The sequence below is a fragment of the Bacteroides parvus genome, assembly GCF_017309675.2.
In the GTDB taxonomy this organism is placed as follows: Bacteria; Bacteroidota; Bacteroidia; order Bacteroidales; family Bacteroidaceae; genus Bacteroides; species Bacteroides uniformis.
The window spans coordinates 2345187-2367011 of record NZ_CP084680.1 but is presented as its reverse complement, the minus strand read 5'-3'; the positions used below and the strand labels follow the sequence as shown (position 1 = coordinate 2367011).

The window sequence follows — 21825 nt, the reverse complement described above, 5'->3', positions numbered from 1 at the left end:
ATATCTAAAGGCTACAGTTTATTGCTTAAATAATCCGTCAAACTATCCTCTCTCTCTAAAGCGAACTTCTTACGAAGACGATAACGGATTGTTTCAACTCCACGAACCGAAATGTTCAACAGAGGAGCTATTTCTTTCGTGGAAAGATTCATCTTTAGATAAGCGCACATCATGCGTTCGTTGTGGGAAAGTTCCGGATGCTTGGCATGAAGACGTTTCATAAAATTGTTATGTATCAAATCGAACTGGTCTTCAATACGCTTCAAGACCTCATCACTCTGTATATTACCGTCTATTTTATTATTAATAAGTATGAGTTGCTGTTTTCCTTCCCGAGCCCCCTCACCCTTCAGCAAGGCGGATACTTTAAGTATCTCCGACTTGATTTCAGTCAGCATTTCATTCTTACGGACAAAGTTTATCATCAGATTGGCCATTTCCTGGCTCTTATGTTGCAAATCGTATTCCAATTTTTCTTTCTCCAGCTGCATAATCTGCTTTTCCTGACGAGCTTTCTCCTCTTCGTACTCCCTTTCCATATCGTGCAACTCCTTGTCCTTCTCGACCACCGCCTGCTGTTTCTTCCGCTTCACACGGACATCATCCCAGCGATAGACATACCATAAGGCAAGCAAAGCCAAGATGATATAACAAACGTATGCAACAGCACTGCGATACCACGGTGGAAGTATACGGAAGGCGATTGTATCCGATGATGTCGTACCGTCAGGAAAGACCGCTTTAACTTCAAACGTATATTCCCCTTCCGACAAGCTGCTATACTCCTTGGTGCGTACCGTTGTGAAATCGGACCAGCCTCCCTTATTCAAACGATATTGAAAATGGATATCATCCCCTACCGAAAAAAAAGAAAGGGCATAGTCAAAACGAACGGAATTCATGGAATAAGCTATCACCGGAACCGGCTTCTCTCCTAAAAAGTTTGCGGTATATACCAATGAATCCTTGGGATAAGACAGATACATGTTCCTTATATATAAGGAGTGGCTACGATCTTGACGCTCTCTTACGGCCGGGATGCTGAATAAAGCGAAACCTCCTTCATTAGGAACCACCATCAGCGAATCTGAAAGAGGAATAATCGTTTCAAAACCGGGTACCAGTTCAATCAGCGATTGCTGGATGGGATTAATGCTTGTATTCGCCCCCCGCTTATAGGTACCCAGATTGGCAATACAGATTTCGTGAGAGCTCAAACTAATCAACTTATCGTGATACTCCAAGATACGCGAATAGGCCGCGGTGCCATTCAAAAGGTTGTTCATATCCGGACAAGGCTCCATGACATCTTTATGAGGATTATGCTTATAGATTCCCCGGGGAGTGGCAAAATACACCCGGTCTTCTATCTTCGCTATATACATATCACGTCCTACCGGAAAACCATCCTTCGCGCTATATTCCTTTATACGAACAGCTTTTGTCAAATCATTATCCAAATCCACACGGGTAACATGATCTGTATTGTACACCCAAATCACCTTATCGCTTTCCTGCTCAAAAAGACGGCAAGAATCGTTCATACCCTCAATCTTGCCAACCACCTGCCATTCTCCATTCTTTTTCCCAACCAAATAAATACCGTTATATACCCCGACATACATAAGGTCCGTACGTCCTGCCACAAGTTGGCAACACCAGGCGCCGGCAATATCCGTCACGCGTTTTACGGAAGTGCCATTGATAAGGAAAATACCACGGTCGTGCAGACAGAAGAGTTCATCACCTATACGGCAAAGGTTCCAGACCTGTCCGCTGGATTGGGGCATCGGACGGATATCCGGCAAATCACCGTTCATCTGTACCGGATAAGAGGTGTAATACAAACCCCGATTGGTACCTAAATAAAGATAGCCGCCTTCTACAGCCGCCGTATATCCCGTGCCGTAGGAATAGGGATAGGAATAGAGATTCGTAAAAGGAGAACTCAGACAGACGTAGTCAATGCCGCTATCCAGACCGGCCCAGAGGTTTCCGGTCGTATCGAAGGAGACAGAAAGCACCGTATTGTTACGCAAGCCGTTGTTCTCATTGAAATATTTTAGTTGCATGGTGCTGCAATCCACCAGTACCAATCCTTTATGAATGGTTCCCAAGGCAATCTTATCATCCTTTTTGGCCACGCAAAAGACTTCATTCTCACGCATAAACTCTTCGGCACCGGTGATAAACGGTTCCATCGTACGCCCGTCACAATAGTAAAGTCCGTTGTATGCAGTCACCACCAGAACACCTTTCTTATAAGGTATAATGCCACGAATACGTTTGGAAGCTAACGCATCGGCACCCTGAAGAGGGAAAAAAGTGTTTCCAACCAAAAGCCATACACCTCTGTCCGTACCGATGTAAAGAATACCATTGACCATATTGGAACAGTCTATCTTGGCATTCATTTCAATGGCGGTATATTTTCCGTTCAGGTACTTCACCACACACCCGTCCCCTTGGAAATACAAAATATTGTCAGTCTCATGGATGCCCCACACGTTTCCAAGAAAACGAACGGAACTCTCCAAAGTATCGGACATGCAATGATAGGCCAAAGAACCGTCCGCATCCGGTTCATAATAGCCGAACTCATTGATGCCCCCCACATAAATTCTTTTTTGGGTAGCAGAAGCCAGAACGGAACGCACATCGGAAGCATTGTTCAATGGAAATACATTCCAGACATTGCCATCAAATTGCACCATACCGTTCTTGTTGGCGAAATATACCCACTTGTCATCATAGGGTGCTATCTGCCAAGTCTGGGTCCCCTTGCCATAAACACTTTTATCAAAATTGACGATAAAGCTATTCCAGCCGGCAATTGCTTCGACCAAAGGGAGAAAAAGAAAAAGGCAGAAAAAAAAGTAGAATGACAATATGTGTTTGTTCATGTGTATAATGACTATATAGTTAGTTGCACAAAAATAATGCTTATTTTCAAGGTAGCGCACAATAGCCTATCAGTTTTTTCGTCCCCGATTATTATTTTCTTCTCGAATGGCAATCTTTTGCATTACTATACTTTAGATTCCGGTATACTAAGAAGTATTCGTCCGACAGCTGTCGGACGATAATTCAACAACTGTCGGACGATAAGGTTACACATGTCGGACGAATACTTTTTAGTAAAAGGAATATTTGTCCATCGTAATGCCGGAAAGAATCCGTACCTCCCCTCCAAAGTGTCTGTATAAGGAGCCGTGAAGAGGGATAGAATAGAGAATCTAAAAAAATAAATAAAAAAATCGCCGCAAGCTATTGCAGATTTCAAAATAATGCCTACCTTTGCAACCGCAAAACGAAAACGGGTAAGTCCTATACGGCCAGCTCCCTTCGAATCCTCCAGGGCTTGATCGCAGCAAAGGTAGTTGGTTGTAGCGGCGCGATATAGCAAGCTTACCCACCCGCCTCTTTAGCTCAGTTGGCCAGAGCACGTGATTTGTAATCTCGGGGTCGTTGGTTCGAATCCGACAAGAGGCTCAAAAGAAAAGCAGATGATACGAAAGTGTTACCTGCTTTTTTCTTTTTGCCCCGCAAAGAATCCTCTAATTTATTTAAAATCTACACATCGGCTTGCCCTTGAATCCAACTATATTTGTACCTTTGCACATTATTTCTAAGAAAGATGGCAGAAAATAGAGGTTACATGCAACGATACGCAATGCTGTTCGGTACCTATATGGGAGGTTTCTGGATATTGAAGTTCATACTCTTTCCTGTGGGGCTGTCGGTTCCTTTTTTACTTTTCCTTTTCATGGGACTCACGCTATGCGTACCTTTTATGGGATATTATTATGCACGGATGTATCGTAATCAGGTATGCGGAGGCGGCATCAGCTTCCTGCATGCATGGATATTCACCGTTTTCATGTATATGTTTGCCGCGCTGCTTGCCGCCGTGGCACACTACATCTACTTCAGGTTCATAGACCACGGATATGTGATAAACACGTGCGAAACGATGGTAGACACGCTTGCCCAAAGCAACATGCCGGGAATGGATTCGTACATCGCCACCTATCAGGAAGCTTTGGAGACAGCCCGACTACTCAGCCCTATCGACATTACGCTACAGATGATATCGTCCAATGTATTTTGGGGTTCGATACTGGCTTTCCCCACCGCCTTGTTCGTGATGAGACGCAAGAAAGACGACGCTCCGGCAGAGTGACGGAACAGCAAAAAGAATTGTTATTTCAATTGTAAAATAGAAAAATCATACATCAATGGATATTTCAGTTGTCGTACCACTATATAATGAAGAAGAATCACTCCCCGAATTGTTCGCATGGATTGAGCGGGTGATGAATGCCAACGGCTTTTCATACGAAGTGATTTTCGTTAACGACGGAAGTACCGACCGTTCGTGGCAGGTTATCGAGCAATTGCAGACACAAGCTCCGGACAAGGTACGGGGCATTAAGTTCCGCCGCAACTACGGGAAGTCGCCGGCATTGTTCTGTGGTTTCGAACAAGCACAAGGCGACGTCGTGATAACCATGGACGCCGACCTGCAGGACAGTCCCGACGAAATACCCGAACTCTACCGCATGATTACCCAGGAGGGCTACGACCTCGTATCGGGCTGGAAGCAGAAACGTTACGACCCGTTGTCGAAGACCCTCCCCACCAAATTGTTCAATGCCACCGCCCGCAAAGTATCGGGCATCAAAAACCTGCACGACTTTAATTGCGGACTGAAGGCATATCGCAAAGAGGTAGTCAAGAATATAGAGGTATACGGCGAAATGCACCGCTACATCCCCTACCTGGCCAAGAACGCCGGCTTCAAGAAAATCGGCGAGAAAGTGGTGCACCACCAGGCACGCAAATACGGAAAGACCAAGTTCGGGCTGAACCGATTTGTAAACGGGTATCTGGACTTGCTTTCCCTTTGGTTCCTTTCCCGGTTCGGCATCAAGCCCATGCATTTTTTCGGATTGCTGGGTTCATTGATGTTCATCTTCGGCTTCATAGCCGTAGTCATAGTGGGTGTCAGCAAGTTGTACTACATGCACCATGGCATGCCCTACCGTCTTGTAACGGACTCTCCCTACTTCTACCTCTCGTTGACCTCCATGATTATCGGCACACAACTATTCGTGGCAGGATTCCTCGGAGAGCTGATTTCACGTAATGCCCCGGAACGAAACAAATATCAAATAGAGAAAACCATTTAACGATGAAAAAATTAGTCAGACTTGTCATACTCGGAGCTATCCTTTGTCCGATAGTAAGCATAGCTATCTCCTGCTCGGAAGAGGCCGACTGTTCCATGACAGCACGCTCCATGGTGAATTGCATTCTTTATAGAGTAGACCCCGAAACCCAATACGTGGAGAACGACACGCTCGACTCGCTCACCGTGACAGCATACGGCACCGACTCCATCATCATCAACAACCAGAAGAAGGTACACGACATCTCCCTGCCACTGCGCTATACGGAGGATTCCACCAAGCTGATATTCAAGTACAGCCGGACCAAGAGTGACACGATGGTGATACGCCACACCAACACCCCCTATTTCCTATCAATGGATTGCGGCTATCAGATGAAGCAGGCCATCACAGACGTAACGTGCACCCGCATCTCTCTGGACTCGATATACATCAAAGACAATGAAGCAGGCATCTATGGAAAGGAAAATCTTAAGTTATTCTATTAGTCTGGCACTCTGCCTGCTGATGTTCCTCCCCCTACGGGCGCAGAACGGGAATCCTACCGCTCCCCCCCAGGGAGCACCTCCCAAGAAGGAGAAGAAGGACGCGAAAGAAGAAGTGCACTATCCGTTATACAACGGCACGTCCGTCGGCTTGGACTTGTGGGGAATCGGAAGCTCCGTATTTGGAGGAGATTTCCTGAGTTCCGAAGTGGCCGTGGACGTAAACCTCAAGAACCGCTTCTTCCCTATTGCCGAACTGGGATATGGCTCCACGGACACCTGGAGTGACAAAGGCATACACTACAAAAGCAATGCCCCCTACTTCCGCATAGGAATGGACTATAACACGCTATACAAGAAGCAGCACGGACACATGCTACTCGTAGGCTTGCGTTACGGTGTTAGTAGCTTCAAGTATGATGTAGACGCCTTGGGACTGGACGACCCGATATATGGTGGCATCGTAGGCAATCCGAATCTGGACGACGAGATATGGGGAGGCAGCCTGCCCTATAACCATAAAGGAATGAAAGGCTCCATGCAATGGGCGGAATTTTGTGTCGGTATCCGGGCGCACGTCTGGAAGGCATTGTACATGGGCTGGTCACTACGCTTCAAGTTCAAATTGTCCGCCTCGGCCGATGAATACGGTGACCCGTGGTATGTGCCCGGTTTCGGGAAATATGGCTCCAACACGATGGGAGTAACCTATACGATAACTTATAAACTACCTCTTTAAGCAACTTATGACAGAGTTAGAGATTTGGCTACTGGCCGTAGGACTTGCGATGGATTGTTTCGCCGTTTCTATAGCCAGCGGAATTATATTGAAACGCGTCCGGCTGCGCCCTATGCTGGTGATGGCCGTCAGCTTCGGCTTTTTCCAGGCTTTGATGCCTTTGCTGGGATGGATAGGTGCCAGTTTTTTCAGCCACCTGATAGAAAGTATCGACCATTGGATTGCATTCGGTATCCTTGCCTTCCTGGGCGGACGTATGATAATGGAATCCTTCAAGGACGAAGGTTGCAAGCACGAGTATGACCCTACCAGCCTGAAGGTGGTGCTCGCTCTGGCCGTGGCAACCAGCATCGATGCATTGGCGGTAGGTGTTTCGTTTGCATTCCTCGGTATCAAGCAATTCTCGGCTATTCTTTCCCCCATCGGGATTATCGGTTTTGTATCATTCGCCTTGTCGATGGTCGGCCTGATGTTCGGCATCCGTTTCGGATGTGGCATAGCCCGCAGACTGCGCGCCGAACTTTGGGGAGGGATTATCCTCATTATCATCGGTACCAAGATATTGATAGAGCATCTCTTCTTTTAATTAAAAAGTAAAAAATCAGATAGGATATGGAAAAGAAAGTACAACGGAATTTTTTATGGATTGCCCTACTGGTACTGGGCACCATCTGGATACTTGCCCGCCACAACCAAGTCACTCCTTATCAAACGGATAACGGACTGATATTCGGTACGGTATATAAAGTGACTTATCAATGTGACCAGAATCTGAAGGCGGAGATAGAAGCGGAACTCAAACGTTTCGACGGTTCCTTGTCCCCTTTCAATGATACGGCGACCATTACGCGCATCAACCGCAACGAGGACATTGTGCCCGACACATTCTTTACCAACGTCTTCCGACGTAGCATGGAAATCTCCCGGGAGACCGATGGTGCCTTCGATATCACCGTTGCCCCTCTTGCCAATGCCTGGGGATTTGGGTTCAAGAAGGGTAACTTCCCCGACTCTGCCATGATAGACAGCCTGCTGGAGATGACAGGATACGAAAAAGTAAAATTGTCCGATGAAGGGAAAGTGGTGAAAACAGACCCGCGTATAATGCTCTCGTGCAGCGCTGTGGCAAAAGGATATGCAGTAGATGTCATAGCCCAACTTCTGAAGAAGAAGGGTATCCGCAACTTTATGGTCGATATAGGCGGAGAAGTGGTTGTTCACGGGCAAAACCCTCAAAATGGACCTTGGCGCATCGGTTTGAACAAGCCGATAGACGACTCACTGGCAGTGAACCAGGAACTGCAAGCAGTGCTGCAAGTCACGGATTTAGGCATGGCTACATCGGGCAATTATCGCAACTACTACTATAAAGACGGAAAGAAATATGCGCATACCATCGACCCGCGTACCGGCTATCCGGTACAGCACAGCATCTTGTCAGCCACCGTCATCGCCAAAGATTGCATGAGTGCAGACGCCTATGCCACGGCATTCATGGTGATGGGGCTGGAAGAAGCAGAACGCGTGGCGGATGCACATCCGGATATCGACGCCTGCTTCATTTATACGGATGAAGAAGGAAAGCTTCAAACGTTCTTAACAAAAGGGATGGAGAAGTATATGAAATAATGCGCAAATGCGATTAACCCATCATTTATAAAATACAAAATATACCGCCAGTACCAGACATACAAAAGCGGCAAAATGATTCCAATGCAGCGTTTCTCCCTTGAAAAGAACTGTTGTGAACACCGTAAAGATTATCAAAGTGATTACTTCCTGAATCACTTTGAGTTGCATCAATGAGAACGGGCCTCCATTGCCCAAAAAGCCTATCCGATTGGCCGGAACCTGGCAAGAATACTCTGCCAAAGCTATTACCCAGGAAAACAGCACCACGGCATACAACGGCCAGTTGGAGATGACTTTTGTCTCTTGTAGCTTCAGATGCCCATACCAGGCAAACGTCATGAAAATATTAGATACAATCAATAGCAAAATGGTATAAAATGCTTTCATATATTTTTTAATAATTAATGGTTAATGTTTTATGATTGCAGGCAGCAATTCCTCCTGCACATTCGTCATACTCCCCCATAGACTATAACGTGCCTCAGGATTCATTTCCTCCAATTGTTTCAGAATGCCTTTCATTGTACTACGGCTGGATTGTGACTCATACGGACAATTCTTCACCTGCTTACGATACCCTCTCACTTGTGCCAACTCCATCAAATCCGCCTCATGAACCAGACACATCGGACGGATAATCGTCATATCAAACTTCTTCATCACCAATCGGGGAGGCATGGAGCTGAACGCTCCCTGATAGGTGATATTCATCAGCAAAGTTTCCAGAATATCATCCATGTGATGGCCTAACGCAATTTTATTACATCCCTGCTCCTTGGCTACGGTAAACAATGCCTTCCGCCTATTCCAAGAGCAAAGAAAACAAGGAGACTTGCGGGTATCTGTCGTGGCATCAAACTCCGTTTCAAAGAGAACAAAAGGCACTCCCCACGACTCTACATACTCCCTCAGATAGTCTACATCGCTCTGATAAGGTATATTCTTCATCACTACATGTACGGCGACAATGGAAAAACGGGGTTTATAGATACGGGCACGCCGTGCCAACAACTCCACCAGCGCCAAAGAGTCCTTGCCTCCCGAAAGCCCGATAAGAATCTTATCGCCGTCCTCTATCAGTCCATATTCCACCACACCTTTGCTAAACCGCTTGTCTATGCGGCGCAACATCTTTTCTTCTTCAGCAAATTGTGCCATTGATACGAGTTATGAGTTATAAGTTATAGCTCTTCCGGCTGCAAAAATAAGGCAAAAGAACGATTTAAAGAAGAATTAACAAAATAGAATTACGGAAACCAGCTTTATTCACGATAAATTTGTATTTTTGACCTTCTGAACAAATCAGCATGTATCAATATGAATAAAACATGTATCAATATGAATAAAAAATATATCCTTTTCTTTCTATTCAGCCTTTTAAGCATAACAATTTCTGCACAAAGCCTGGCAGAAGCCAAAGCCTTGTACGAGAAGGGAGAATACGAAGAGGCCAAGCCCGCCTTCAAAAAGTTCGTCAAGACACAACCTGGCAATGGAAATTACAACCTATGGTACGGTGTATGTTGCTTGGAAACCGGCGACCCCGCAGAAGCCTTGAAACACCTGGAAAACGCCGTCAAAAGACGTGTCCCCAGCGGGCAACTCTATTTGGCCCGGGCATACAATGATTTATATCGGTTCGAAGATGCCATCGAAACTTATGAGACCTACATTTCCGACCTGAGAAAGAGAAAACGCTCCACCGAAGAGGCCGAACAATTATTGGAAAAAAGCAAATCCAACTTGCGCATGCTGAAAGGTGTGGAAGAGGTTTGCTTCATCGACAGCTTTGTGGTAGACAAGGAAAATTTCCTGGATGCATACAAAATCAGCCCCGAATCGGGCAAGCTGTTCATGTACGACGCCTATTTCAAAGATTCCGGTAAGGAAGGCGGAACGGTATACGAAACGGAGCTGGGCAACAAGCTATATTATAGCGAAATGCAACCGGACAGCACCCTCAGTATCCTTTCGCGCAACAAGTTGCTGGACAAATGGAGCGATGGCAGCTTGTTGCCCGGAAGCATCAACGAGGCCATGAATGCAGACTATCCCTATGTACTTACGGACGGTATCACTATCTACTATGCTTCGGATGGCCCTGGCTCGATGGGAGGATATGATATTTTCGTCACCCGTTACAATACGAATACCGACTCCTATCTGATGCCGGAAAATGTGGGCATGCCGTTCAATTCGCCCTACAACGACTATATGTACGTCATCGACGAATTCAACGACTTGGGATGGTTTGCCTCCGACCGCTACCAGCCGGAAGGCAAAGTGTGCATCTATGTATTCATTCCCAACTCATCCAAGCAAGTGTACAACTACGAAGGGATGGACCCGGACAAGATGATATCATTGGCGCAACTTCACTCTATCAAGGACACATGGACGGACACCGATGCGGTAAAGGGTGCCCGAGAAAGGCTTCGGACCGCTGCCAACGCAAAGCCGCAGACCACCAAGAAGCATGATTTCCAATTCATCATTGACGACCACTCCACCTACTACCAGCTGGACGATTTCCGCTCCCCGCAGGCCAAAGCCTCGTATGGCAAATACAATCAGCTGGAGCAGAGCTACAAACAACTGCAGGAGAAACTGGAAGATATGCGTTCGGAATACTCCCGAGCCAACAAGCAGGAAAAGGACAAGATGTCCGCCGCCATCCTCGACCTGGAGCAACGTGTACGGCAATTGTCCACTGAGATGGAGCAAACTGCCATTCAAGTGCGCAACCAGGAAAAGCAAGCCACCAAATAAAGACAACTATGGATATACTCATTATCGCCTCATTGATTATAGGAGCAATAATCTTGTTCTTAGTGGAATTATTCGTAATTCCGGGCATCAGTATTGCCGGTTTTCTGGCAGGAGGTTGCATCATCTTTGCCAACTACTATGCCTTTGCCTATATGGGCACCACGGCAGGTGTCATTACGCTTATCATATCTGCCCTGGCTTGTATCGGCTCGTTGGTATGGTTCATGCGCTCCAAGACACTCGACAAAATTGCATTGAAAAAAAACATCACCTCCAAGGTAGACCGTAGTGCAGAGGAAAAAGTCAAGGTAGGCGATGTAGGCATCACCACTACCCGCCTGGCCCTCATCGGCTATGCCGAAATCAACGGAGACATCGTGGAAGTAAAGTCATCAGACGGCTTCCTAAACGAAAAGACTCCGATTATCGTAGACCGTATTGCGGACGGAGTCCTCTTAGTGGAGCGGCTCAAGCAGTGAAATTTCTGAAATCAACCTATTTATAACTAACAATTAATATTTAATCTCATGGATCCAAGCACAATGTATTTAACCGCCTTCCTCATTATAGGAGGCATTATCTTCCTGGTACTTTTCTTCCATTATGTACCGTTCTTCTTGTGGCTGTCCGCCAAAGTATCGGGAGTAAATATCTCGCTGGTACAACTTTTCCTGATGCGCATCCGTAATGTTCCTCCTTATATCATTGTGCCCGGCATGATTGAAGCTCACAAAGCAGGATTGCAAAACATCACACGTGACGAACTGGAAGCGCACTACCTTGCCGGAGGCCACGTAGAACGGGTGGTACACGCATTGGTATCTGCCTCTAAAGCCAATATCGAGTTGCCGTTCCAGATGGCAACCGCCATCGACCTTGCCGGTCGTGACGTATTCGAAGCCGTACAGATGTCCGTTAACCCCAAAGTAATCGACACCCCTCCTGTGACAGCTGTTGCCAAAGACGGTATCCAGCTGATTGCCAAAGCCCGTGTAACGGTGCGCGCCAATATCCGCCAATTGGTGGGAGGTGCCGGAGAAGACACGATTCTGGCCCGTGTAGGCGAAGGCATTGTCTCCTCCATCGGTTCGTCAGAGAACCATAAGTCTGTATTAGAGAATCCGGATTCTATCTCCAAACTGGTATTACGCAAGGGGTTGGATGCCGGAACGGCATTCGAAATTCTGTCCATTGACATTGCTGATATTGACATAGGTAAGAATATCGGTGCTGCCCTGCAGATAGACCAAGCCAATGCCGACAAGAACATTGCTCAAGCCAAGGCAGAGGAACGCCGCGCCATGGCCGTAGCCACAGAGCAGGAAATGAAGGCAAAGGCCCAGGAAGCCCGTGCCAAAGTTATCGAGGCAGAAGCGGAAGTACCCAAAGCCATGGCCGAAGCATTCCGCAACGGCAATCTGGGTATCATGGACTATTACCGGATGAAGAATATAGAAGCTGACACTTCCATGCGCGAAAACATTGCCAAACCGACGACGGGCAATACCAGCCAGCCGTTGAGCAAATAACTCGAAAAGTAACTGACAGAAACGCCGAAACCGGTGAACAAGAATCGGCTCCCGGCGTTTCTATTTATAAACAAAAGATTAAAAACTCTATCAAATGAAAAAATATTTCGCCTCTTCCGAACTGATCATCAATGAAGACGGTTCTGTATTTCATCTTCACGTAAAGCCCGAATGGCTGGCAGACAAAGTCATCTTGGTAGGCGACCCCGGACGGGTGGCACTGGTTGCCTCCCATTTCGAGAACAAGGAATGTGAAGTGGAAAGCCGCGAGTTCAAGACTATCACCGGTACTTACCGAGGGAAACGTATTACGGTGGTTTCCACCGGTATCGGATGTGACAACATCGATATCGTGATGAATGAACTGGATGCCCTGGCAAACATCGACTTCGAGACGCGCGAAGAAAAGCCCTGCCTACGTAGCCTTGAGCTGGTACGTATCGGCACCTGCGGAGGCTTGCAACCCTACACTCCGGTGGGTACATTCGTATGTTCTGAAAAATCCATTGGTTTCGACGGTCTGCTCAACTTCTATGCAGGACGCAACTCCGTGTGCGACCTGCCCATGGAACGTGCCTTCCTCAACCATATGGGATGGTCCGGCAACATGTGTGCCCCTGCCCCCTACGTCATTGATGCAAGTGCTGAACTGATAGACCGCATCGCACAAGACGACATGGTACGTGGCGTAACGATTGCCGCCGGGGGCTTCTTCGGACCTCAAGGACGCGAGTTACGCGTGCCGCTTGCCGACCCGCATCAGAATGAAAAGATTGAAAAATTTGAATACAACAGCTACCGCATCACCAACTTCGAGATGGAAAGTTCTGCCCTGGCAGGCTTGAGCCGTCTGATGGGGCACAAGGCCATGACAGTATGCATGGTCATTGCCAACCGCCTGATAAAAGAAGCGAACACGGGATACAAGAATACGATAGATACTCTTATCAAAACAGTACTCGACCGTATCTAAGTTCACCCTCTCTTTCAGCCAGTCCAGGGAGTAAGGTTTAGTAAAGACTTCATCACATCCTGCTTGACGTGCCCGTTGCTGGTCTGTATAGCAGCAATGTTCTGCTATGACCACAATGGGCACAGAGACGGATTAGGCTTTATAAGCATCTATCCATTATCGATTTGTACAAAGTTACAATAAAAGCCCATAAGTTGAATCGTCATCTCTCTTTTTTGTAAAGAAACCATTATCTTTGCTGAATAAAAATAAGCCGGATAAAATGAACCAAGATACCATTTGTGCCATAGCCACCGCCCAAGGGGGAGCCATAGGATGCATCCGTGTCTCCGGACCGGATGCCATAGAGATAACATCCCGCATATTTACCCCTGCCCGGAAGGGGAAGAAGCTGAAGGATGCCAAGCCATATACACTTACCTTCGGTCATATCCATGAAGAAGAAAACATCATAGACGAAGTACTTGTCAGCTTATTCCGTGCCCCCCACTCGTATACAGGCGAGGATAGCACAGAAATCATGTGCCACGGTTCGAGCTATATTCTTCAGAAGGTGTTGCAACTGCTCATCGGCAATGGTTGCCGCCTGGCCGCTCCCGGTGAGTACACGCAACGAGCCTTCTTGGGTGGCAAAATGGACCTAAGCCAAGCCGAAGCCGTGGCCGACCTCATCGCCTCCACCTCTGCCGCCACTCACCGCCTCGCCATGAGCCAGATGCGCGGCGGGTTCAGTAAAGAGCTGACCTCACTACGCAACCAATTGTTGCACTTCACATCACTTATAGAACTGGAACTGGACTTCAGCGACCATGAAGAACTGGAATTTGCCGACCGCTCCGAGCTATGTCTCCTGGCAGACGGCATAGAGCAGGTAATTTCCCGTCTAGTGCAATCCTTCAGTGTAGGCAATGCCATCAAGAACGGTGTGCCCGTAGCCATCATCGGCGAAACGAATGCTGGTAAATCCACCCTGCTGAATGCACTACTAAACGAGGAACGAGCCATTGTAAGCGACATACACGGGACAACCCGAGATGTGATAGAAGACACAGTCAATCTTGGCGGGATAACTTTCCGGTTTATTGATACGGCAGGCATACGCGAAACGAGCGACACCATCGAGAGCCTAGGAATTGAGCGAACCTTCCAGAAATTGGAGCAGGCGGAAATCGTGCTCTGGGTAGTTGATGCCACGAATGCCGTCTCACGGATACCACAACTAACTGCCCAGATACTTCCCCGTTGCGAAGGGAAACGGCTCATTCTCGTATTCAACAAGGCCGATCTGGTGCAGGATGCCTCAACCATCCTCACCCCCAGTTTCACCCTGGCCGCTACTAATGTGCAATGCATCTCCATCTCTGCCAAAGGGCGTACCAACCTCGACAAGCTTCAGCAAATGCTAATCTCTGCCGCTAACCTGCCCACGGTTACCCAAAACGATGTCATTGTCACGAATATACGCCACTACGAGGCTTTGACCCATGCCTTGGAAGCCATCCACCGGGTCCAACAAGGGATAGCAGAAAATCTATCCGGAGATTTTGTTTCACAAGATATCCGCGAATGTATTTTCCATCTAAGCGATATTGCGGGGGAAGTTACGAACGACATGGTACTTGGGAATATTTTTGAACATTTTTGCATCGGTAAATAAGCTACATAATACACTAACAATCGACCACTTACACCTTTTAAAATCAAAACCATCCAGGAGTATAAATAGGTATAAATCGACTAATTAACGCCAAACAACAATAATATACAATCTTATTTTGTTACTTAGAAATATTTGAGCAACAAAACAAATGTAATCGCATTGTAAAAAAGTAAACTAATTATCATATTTTGTTATATTTGTACATAAATAATTCTGAAAACCATGAACAATCTGTTATACTATCCATACATAAATCTGCCTAACACTGATTGGGCTATACGAGCTCTGCTTTACTATGACAATATTAGTTCTATAGTACCGACTCAATATTTCTATGAACCAGAACAATATGAGCCTTTTATGCGGGAGGTAATTCAAAATGAACTAATCCACCCAATTAATCCTATGGATGTTCTTGAACATCCTTGGGAAGTTTCAAAAATGTTTATGGAATATTTAACTCAGAACCGAGATATCATACAAAGACGAAGATTTTCACATAACAAATTCGGGACTAGCCATATTCATCCTGAGAAATTTTCATTGAAAAAAAATGGTAATAAATTACACGTAGATAAGTTTGATTTTGAGATTTTTCATGAGCTCACTCAAATGGGATTGGCAGAAAGGATAGATAACAATTGGTATAATGTAGAAAAGAAAACTGCCAATGAACTTATGACTTTTTTGACCTCAGTAATTGCCAATAAAATTGATTTCCAGCCAACTACAGACAAAATTGACTATAGCTTCGCTACAACATACATACGAAACCAAGATATTGAATTACGAACAAGACAATATAAGAGAGATTTGATACTCAAGAATCTGATACCATATCCTAAACAAATAGATTTGATCAATCTTAGAAAATTTAAAGATAAGTACCGTGATTTATTAAAAGCATTCAGTAACAAAGTAGAACTATTAGTTCTAAATCCAACAATTACTCCGGAATCACCATTATTCAAAATAACTCTTGAGGATATGAAAATGGCTAAAGAAGAACTATCCGCAAGGATGAATGAAAGCCATATAGGTGATATCATTTTTGGAACAATATGTGGAACTATTTCCGCAGGAATAGGATTACTAGCCAGTCCTGTTTTAGGTATCCCCGGCTTCCTAAATGCTATCCATTCAGCATGTAAAATTGAAAAACCTGAAAATATAATAGATCAAACGGGGTTAAAATATCTGGCTTTAGTTGATAAAAGATTGAGAAGGCAATGAATATCTTCAGAAACAAAATATCATCTATGCAATTTAGAGAAGTTTTGTTGCTTGTTTGTTGCTTAAAAGAGTGTATTTTATGTAATAACTATCTATCATACAACAATATGACTATTTAATTTTCAAATTTTGCATCAGCAAGTAAAGCTAATCATATATACCCAGTTATCCCCAAAGCGAAAACGATGAGAGATTTTCCTTTATAGCTAGCTTAGGATGTTCAGTTTTCCTATCTCCCATTTCAAAACAAAGGCTGTCCATTATCTAATATGTGACAGCCTTTCTATGAAAGTTTTTTTCAAGTAAATATCATACTTTTTTCATAAACTCCTTCGGTGTTTTTCCAAAATACTCCTTATACTGAAGTTTTTCAGATTTCGCATACCCACCATTTCAGCAACCACGGTCACAGAAAATTTTCCGCTTTCCAAAAGTTCCCGTGCCTTCTCCATCCTGATTCTCGAAATCAAATATTTGGGTGCTTCTCCCATCAACAACTTCCACTTATTATAAAAGGTTATCCGGCTCATGCACATCCTGGAGGCAATATCATCTACTGTCAAATCCTCTTTATCCATATTCTCCATAATGTAAAGCTTCACTTCATTCAAAAATCACCAAATCCGGATACTCTTCACATATTACCTCCAATGCTTCCTGACCGTCATCAAAGCTCCTCACTACAAAACATTCCGATAAACGTTTCTCAAGATAATCCCTGAATCCCTTGTCATTATCCGCAAGTATCACTAAAGGTCTAATCCATATTTTTTTCTTCGAGAAACCATGGAAAACCATTTCCGACTCATTCACCTGAAAAGTGTCCGGAATATTTAAGAATGTATACACCCCCCGAAACCGCACACGAACATCTTATGGGAAATCGAAACAGAGCCTCCTTTTCCAAAGTCAGTATTTTCCCGTCACACATATTCATCAACTTGTCAAAAAACACACCGCCCATGCCATACTACTTGCCATGCAGAGGTCGCAGAATAGGAAGCCGCGACGAGTACCATCTGCAACATTTCAAAAATCGCTTGTTGCCTGTGTCCTTAATCTTGATTGCCCAGTAATCCCCCTTCAACAAAACCTGCATCGAGAGGTGCGTTTCCGGCAGAGAACACTCGATGGCACTCAATACAAACCGGTCAACCGGAGATATCTTTCCCGGATCAAACCAAGCGCTTGCATAGTCAAAATCCGGAACCAAATCCAGCTTCATCTGCAACCCGGCCACATGAGACTGTAAAAAAGACACTTTCTTCCTCATAAATGCGCCGATTTCATGTTCTGCAACTACCAGGCTACTAGAATTGCCAAATAGTCGTTTCAACTCCATTAACGCTATCAAGTGCTGCTCCAACCCGCCTATATGATGAAGTGCAACAGCCAGTTCCTTCTTTATGTCTTCCGGACAGTCTCCTTCGTAACTGCCCCTAACGGTGTCTTAATCAAAGAAATGGGATTACGTATGTTTTGAAAGGTATCAATGAAATACTGATTTCCCTCTTTCAGTAAATCTCTTTCTTCACTGATACAGAGCAAATGGAACAAAAGCCAACATAATATACAGATTCCACTAGCCACTATTGGCAGAACAGACCAGGGAACCTTATGATATACGCCGATGGACAGCAGGAAAATGAATAATGACACTACTATTATTATTATCGATAAATGTTTCATACTATTATAAATTTAAGTAATAATGATTCCTACTAATATATACCCGAGTTTTCAGTCAATAGCAGGATAATCCCAAGTATGTCATCAGGAGGCGGTCTAATGGAGGAACGGCAGGTTCCTTGAATCATCAAATTCACCTTACCAACCCTCGTTTGCTAGCAGAGCCTACATTCCGTCCACCTGCATTTCATACCCAGCAACTCTCTAAACCATTCATTTTCCATACCCAACGTATTTTTAAGTACCAATACAATATTCTGCTTATCCAAGATAGCCCCAATCAATTATTTTCAAACAAAATAATAGTATAACAAACGGAAAGATTAAAAAGATGATACCACTTCACACATATTCTTATCATACTCACATATCTTGCCCATGAAACAGAAAGACATTATCTTTGCAGCATGAAACGAGACTTGAAAGAAAACGGAGGATTACCGGCACATATACTCTGGACACTTGCCATCGTAGCTGGCGTGTCCGTAGCCAACTTATATTACAACCAACCCCTGCTTAATATCATGCGGCATGAATTGAGAGTTTCTGAATTCAAAACGAACCTCATTGCCATGGTTACACAAATCGGATATGCGCTGGGATTATTGTTCATCGTTCCATTAGGAGACCTCTATAGACGCAAGAATATCATCCTGACGAATTTCTTCCTACTCATACTTTCCCTTCTAGCCATTGCCCTGGCACCGAACATCTACATCATCTGGGCAGCATCACTCATCACCGGCATCTGCTCCATGATACCCCAAATATTTGTACCGATTGCCTCGCAATTCTCACGCCCCGAAAACAAGGGACGGAATGTAGGTGTCGTCATCTCAGGATTACTGACTGGAATACTTGCATCACGTGTTGTCAGCGGATTTGTGGGTGAAGTGCTTGGCTGGCGTGAAATGTACTTCATCGCCGCCGGAATGATGTTACTATGCGCCATCGTTGTATTAAAGGTACTACCAGACATACAACCGACTTTCCAAGGCAAATATTCCGGGCTGATGAAGTCTCTTTTCTCATTAGTAAGAGAATACCCCTCTCTACGAATCTACTCGATACGTGCGGGACTGGCCTTTGGCTCATTCCTTGCCATGTGGTCCTGCCTTGCATTCAAAATGGGAGAAGCCCCGTTCCATGCATCCAGCGACGTCATCGGCATACTAGGGCTCTGCGGTATTGCCGGAGCCTTAACCGCATCTTTTGTAGGAAAATATGTAAAAAAGATAGGCATACGCAATTTCAACTTTATCGGTTGCGGAATGATTCTGCTTGCATGGGGCTCGCTCTTTTTCTGCGGAAACAACTATGCAGGTATCATTACCGGTGTCATTCTTATAGACATAGGCATGCAATGTATCCAACTCAGCAACCAGACCAGTATTTTCGACATCTGCCCATCTGCCTCCAATCGGGTAAATACGATTTTCATGACCACTTACTTTATCGGCGGCTCTTTGGGTACCTTCCTTGCAGGAAGTAGTTGGCAGACTTGGGGATGGAGTGGCGTGGTCGGCACCGGCGTTATTTTGACAATAATATCGTTGTCCATCACCCTTTACAGCAAGAAATAACAAGGATACTATCATTTTTCCAAGCAAACGCAAAGATTTGATAATTTTTATTTGTCATACAGAGGATAAGAAAGATATTAAACAGAATTGTTATACCTTTGCCGCATCAAACTATAAACGGCAGATTGATAATAGATTTGTCAACCAAGCATAGTCAAAAACAACCCAATGAATTCAGCAAAGAAAATACCCTCTCCACTCGTTTCTCTATTTCCCATCGCTTTTCTCATAGGAATGCTGTTCGCCACCATCCATACTTTCGGAAGTGACGCCTTGAGTGGAGGAAGCCAGATTTCCCTGCTTGCCACCACTGGCATGTGTGTCTTTATCGGCATGGCTTTCTACCGCATCCCTTGGAAAGATTATGAACTTGCCATCACCAACAACATTTCAGGTGTTGCCACAGCTATCATTATTCTATTGATTATCGGTGCTTTGAGCGGCACATGGATGATAAGTGGGGTGGTACCTACCCTTATATATTATGGTATGCAAATTATCCATCCGAATTTCTTCCTTGCTTCTACCTGCATTATTTGTGCATTGGTATCAGTAATGACGGGAAGTTCATGGACCACTATCGCCACCATCGGTATCGCCCTTTTGGGCATAGGTAAGGCACAAGGTTTTGAAGAGGGATGGATAGCCGGTGCCATCATTTCAGGAGCTTATTTCGGAGACAAAATTTCACCGTTATCGGATACCACAGTCCTTGCCTCATCCGTAACGGACACACCGCTATTCAGCCATATCCGCTATATGATGATTACCACCGTCCCCTCTCTCCTCATCACCCTTGTCATCTTTACAGTAATGGGACTCACACACGAAACGAACAATACACAACAGATCGCGGAATTTACGGCAGCATTGGACGCCAAATTCAACATTACTCCCTGGTTACTGGCTGTTCCCGTGATTACGGGAATACTGATTGCCCGGAGAGTGCCTTCCGTCATCACACTCTTTCTCTCCACTCTGCTGGCAGGGATATTCGCCTTCATCTTCCAACCGGGACTACTGAATGAGATAGCGGAAGGTGGGAATATGTTCAAAGGGATAATGATGACATTCTATGGCAGTACCAGTCTACAAACTGACAGTGACATGTTGACAGAACTGATTGCCACACGAGGTATGGCAGGAATGATGAATACCATCTGGCTCATCATCTGCGCCATGTGTTTTGGCGGAGCCATGACGGCAAGCGGCATGCTGGGAAGCATCACTTCCCTATTCGTCCGCTTCATGAAGAACACAGCCAGCATAGTAGCATCCACCGTATGTTCCGGATTGTTCCTGAACCTTGCCACGGCAGACCAGTACATCAGCATTATCCTCACCGGAAACATGTTCAGCAACGTTTACGCAAAGAAAGGCTACGAAAGCCGGCTACTTAGCCGTACCACAGAAGATGCCGTTACCGTCACCTCCCCGCTTATCCCATGGAACACCTGCGGCATGACGCAAGCCACCATTTTGAGTGTACCCACACTGACCTACCTTCCCTATTGCTTCTTCAACCTTATCAGTCCGGTAATGAGTATCTTTATTGCTGCTATCGGATATAAAATAATTAAAAAACCGGTGAACAATCCTGGATAGGCATTGTTCTTGCAATAAACTTATAACGAACAATTTATTTAAACCTAAACAAAAAAAAATTCGATTATGAAAAAGTTTATTGCATTAGCAGCAGTAGTATTGGTAAGCATGGCAACAACGACCATGTATGCACAAGAGAGTAGAGCTGAAAAGCGCGCAGACCGTAAAGCCCAGAGAGACGCAGAACGTGCACGCCTGAAAGCTGAAGAACAAGCACAGGATGCCATTTCATATGATGACGCAATGGCGGCCTTGAAAGCTCACCAGTTCGTAATGGAGGCAGACCAGGTGATGTTCCGCAACGGACAGACCGCATTTGTAAACTCCAACACCAACTTCGTATTGGTAAACCAAGGACGCGGCACCGTGCAGGTAGCCTTCAACACCGCATACCCGGGTCCTAACGGCATTGGCGGTGTAACAGTGGACGGAACTGTATCAGACATCCAGATGACTACCGACAAACGGGGCAACGTGAATTGCAACTTCAGCATCCAGGGTATCGGCATTTCCGCCCAGATATTCCTTACGCTGACCAATGGCGGGAACAACGCAACTGTAACCATCAGCCCGAACTTCAACTCCAACACCATGACTTTGAGCGGGAACCTGGTTCCGCTGGAACAATCCAACATATTCAAGGGACGTTCCTGGTAAAACCCTTATATAAATATATATATATTCCCACTCCGCCGCAAATCACACTAAAAAGTGTACATTTGTAGCGGAGTTTTTT

At 45.3% G+C, this 21825-nt stretch carries 20 protein-coding genes and 1 tRNA gene; 16 read left to right on the top strand and 5 right to left on the bottom strand.

Going from position 1 to position 21825, the window contains the following annotated elements:
• Window positions 1-11: 11 nt before the first annotated feature.
• Window positions 12-2903, bottom strand: coding sequence for a triple tyrosine motif-containing protein (locus JXR92_RS09485; protein WP_138344802.1), 2892 nt, complete (start codon window positions 2901-2903; stop codon window positions 12-14).
• A gap of 515 nt (window positions 2904-3418) precedes the next feature.
• Here JXR92_RS09485 and JXR92_RS09480 point away from each other — a divergent pair.
• The 7 genes from JXR92_RS09480 (at window position 3419) to JXR92_RS09450 (ending at window position 8045) form a co-directional block, all read left to right on the top strand.
• Window positions 3419-3492, top strand: a tRNA-Thr gene (locus JXR92_RS09480).
• A gap of 145 nt (window positions 3493-3637) precedes the next feature.
• Window positions 3638-4183 carry a DUF4199 domain-containing protein gene (locus JXR92_RS09475; protein WP_025831900.1) on the top strand — a complete coding sequence of 182 codons (546 nt, stop codon included), beginning with the start codon at window positions 3638-3640 and terminating at the stop codon, window positions 4181-4183.
• Window positions 4184-4238: 55 nt separating this feature from the next.
• On the top strand, window positions 4239-5192 hold the full coding sequence (locus JXR92_RS09470) for a glycosyltransferase family 2 protein (protein ID WP_138344800.1): 954 nt from the start codon (window positions 4239-4241) through the stop codon (window positions 5190-5192).
• A gap of 2 nt (window positions 5193-5194) precedes the next feature.
• Complete coding sequence (locus JXR92_RS09465) at window positions 5195-5680, top strand: DUF6452 family protein (protein ID WP_057088046.1); 486 nt, start codon at window positions 5195-5197, stop codon at window positions 5678-5680.
• Entirely contained in the window at window positions 5649-6416 is a 768-nt protein-coding gene (locus JXR92_RS09460; protein ID WP_117600723.1) for a DUF6048 family protein, read from the top strand. The genes JXR92_RS09465 and JXR92_RS09460 overlap by 32 nt, the downstream gene beginning before the upstream one ends.
• A gap of 7 nt (window positions 6417-6423) precedes the next feature.
• Window positions 6424-7002, top strand: coding sequence for a manganese efflux pump MntP (locus tag JXR92_RS09455; protein ID WP_138344798.1), 579 nt, complete (start codon window positions 6424-6426; stop codon window positions 7000-7002).
• A 26-nt stretch (window positions 7003-7028) separates the two neighbouring features.
• Window positions 7029-8045: an FAD:protein FMN transferase gene (locus JXR92_RS09450; RefSeq protein WP_035449423.1), complete on the top strand. Its 1017-nt coding sequence runs from the start codon at window positions 7029-7031 to the stop codon at window positions 8043-8045.
• Between the two features lie 21 nt (window positions 8046-8066).
• Here JXR92_RS09450 and JXR92_RS09445 read toward each other — a convergent pair whose 3' ends face one another.
• Together JXR92_RS09445 and JXR92_RS09440 are read right to left on the bottom strand one after the other, a co-directional pair.
• Window positions 8067-8435: a DMT family protein gene (locus tag JXR92_RS09445; RefSeq protein WP_005826856.1), complete on the bottom strand. Its 369-nt coding sequence runs from the start codon at window positions 8433-8435 to the stop codon at window positions 8067-8069.
• 21 nt (window positions 8436-8456) lie between these two features.
• Window positions 8457-9206, bottom strand: a complete 750-nt coding sequence (locus tag JXR92_RS09440) for a PP-loop family protein (protein WP_117600720.1) — start codon at window positions 9204-9206, stop codon at window positions 8457-8459.
• Window positions 9207-9386: 180 nt separating this feature from the next.
• On the opposite strand from JXR92_RS09440, the gene JXR92_RS09435 reads away from it, so the two are divergent.
• The 6 genes from JXR92_RS09435 (at window position 9387) to JXR92_RS09410 (ending at window position 16212) form a co-directional block, all read left to right on the top strand.
• Window positions 9387-10817, top strand: coding sequence for a tetratricopeptide repeat protein (locus JXR92_RS09435; RefSeq protein ID WP_138344796.1), 1431 nt, complete (start codon window positions 9387-9389; stop codon window positions 10815-10817).
• 8 nt (window positions 10818-10825) lie between these two features.
• Window positions 10826-11296 (top strand): NfeD family protein, encoded by a 471-nt coding sequence (locus JXR92_RS09430; protein ID WP_117600719.1) that lies wholly within the window; start codon window positions 10826-10828, stop codon window positions 11294-11296.
• 48 nt (window positions 11297-11344) lie between these two features.
• Window positions 11345-12346, top strand: a complete 1002-nt coding sequence (floA, locus tag JXR92_RS09425) for a flotillin-like protein FloA (RefSeq protein WP_005826863.1) — start codon at window positions 11345-11347, stop codon at window positions 12344-12346.
• Between the two features lie 94 nt (window positions 12347-12440).
• Window positions 12441-13319, top strand: coding sequence for a nucleoside phosphorylase (locus JXR92_RS09420; protein WP_117600718.1), 879 nt, complete (start codon window positions 12441-12443; stop codon window positions 13317-13319).
• Window positions 13320-13581: 262 nt separating this feature from the next.
• A complete protein-coding gene (gene mnmE / locus JXR92_RS09415) occupies window positions 13582-14976 on the top strand; it encodes a tRNA uridine-5-carboxymethylaminomethyl(34) synthesis GTPase MnmE (RefSeq protein WP_117967084.1) in 1395 nt (464 codons plus the stop codon).
• A 225-nt stretch (window positions 14977-15201) separates the two neighbouring features.
• Window positions 15202-16212: a kinase gene (locus JXR92_RS09410; RefSeq protein ID WP_117966796.1), complete on the top strand. Its 1011-nt coding sequence runs from the start codon at window positions 15202-15204 to the stop codon at window positions 16210-16212.
• A 320-nt stretch (window positions 16213-16532) separates the two neighbouring features.
• Here the strand turns inward: JXR92_RS09410 and JXR92_RS09405 are convergent, their stop codons facing one another.
• Both JXR92_RS09405 and JXR92_RS09400 read right to left on the bottom strand, forming a co-directional pair.
• A complete protein-coding gene (locus JXR92_RS09405; RefSeq protein ID WP_226791137.1) occupies window positions 16533-16799 on the bottom strand; it encodes a helix-turn-helix domain-containing protein in 267 nt (88 codons plus the stop codon).
• 383 nt (window positions 16800-17182) lie between these two features.
• Entirely contained in the window at window positions 17183-17485 is a 303-nt protein-coding gene (locus JXR92_RS09400; RefSeq protein ID WP_226791135.1) for a hypothetical protein, read from the bottom strand.
• An 823-nt stretch (window positions 17486-18308) separates the two neighbouring features.
• Between JXR92_RS09400 and JXR92_RS09395 the strand changes: the two genes are divergently transcribed.
• The 3 genes from JXR92_RS09395 (at window position 18309) to JXR92_RS09385 (ending at window position 21746) form a co-directional block, all read left to right on the top strand.
• Window positions 18309-19484: an MFS transporter gene (locus JXR92_RS09395; RefSeq protein ID WP_117600704.1), complete on the top strand. Its 1176-nt coding sequence runs from the start codon at window positions 18309-18311 to the stop codon at window positions 19482-19484.
• 168 nt (window positions 19485-19652) lie between these two features.
• The gene (gene nhaC, locus JXR92_RS09390) at window positions 19653-21089 is read left to right on the top strand and encodes a Na+/H+ antiporter NhaC (RefSeq protein ID WP_117600703.1); all 1437 of its coding nucleotides are present in this window, start codon (window positions 19653-19655) and stop codon (window positions 21087-21089) included.
• A 66-nt stretch (window positions 21090-21155) separates the two neighbouring features.
• On the top strand, window positions 21156-21746 hold the full coding sequence (locus JXR92_RS09385; RefSeq protein ID WP_117600702.1) for a DUF4251 domain-containing protein: 591 nt from the start codon (window positions 21156-21158) through the stop codon (window positions 21744-21746).
• Window positions 21747-21825 lie beyond the last annotated feature (79 nt).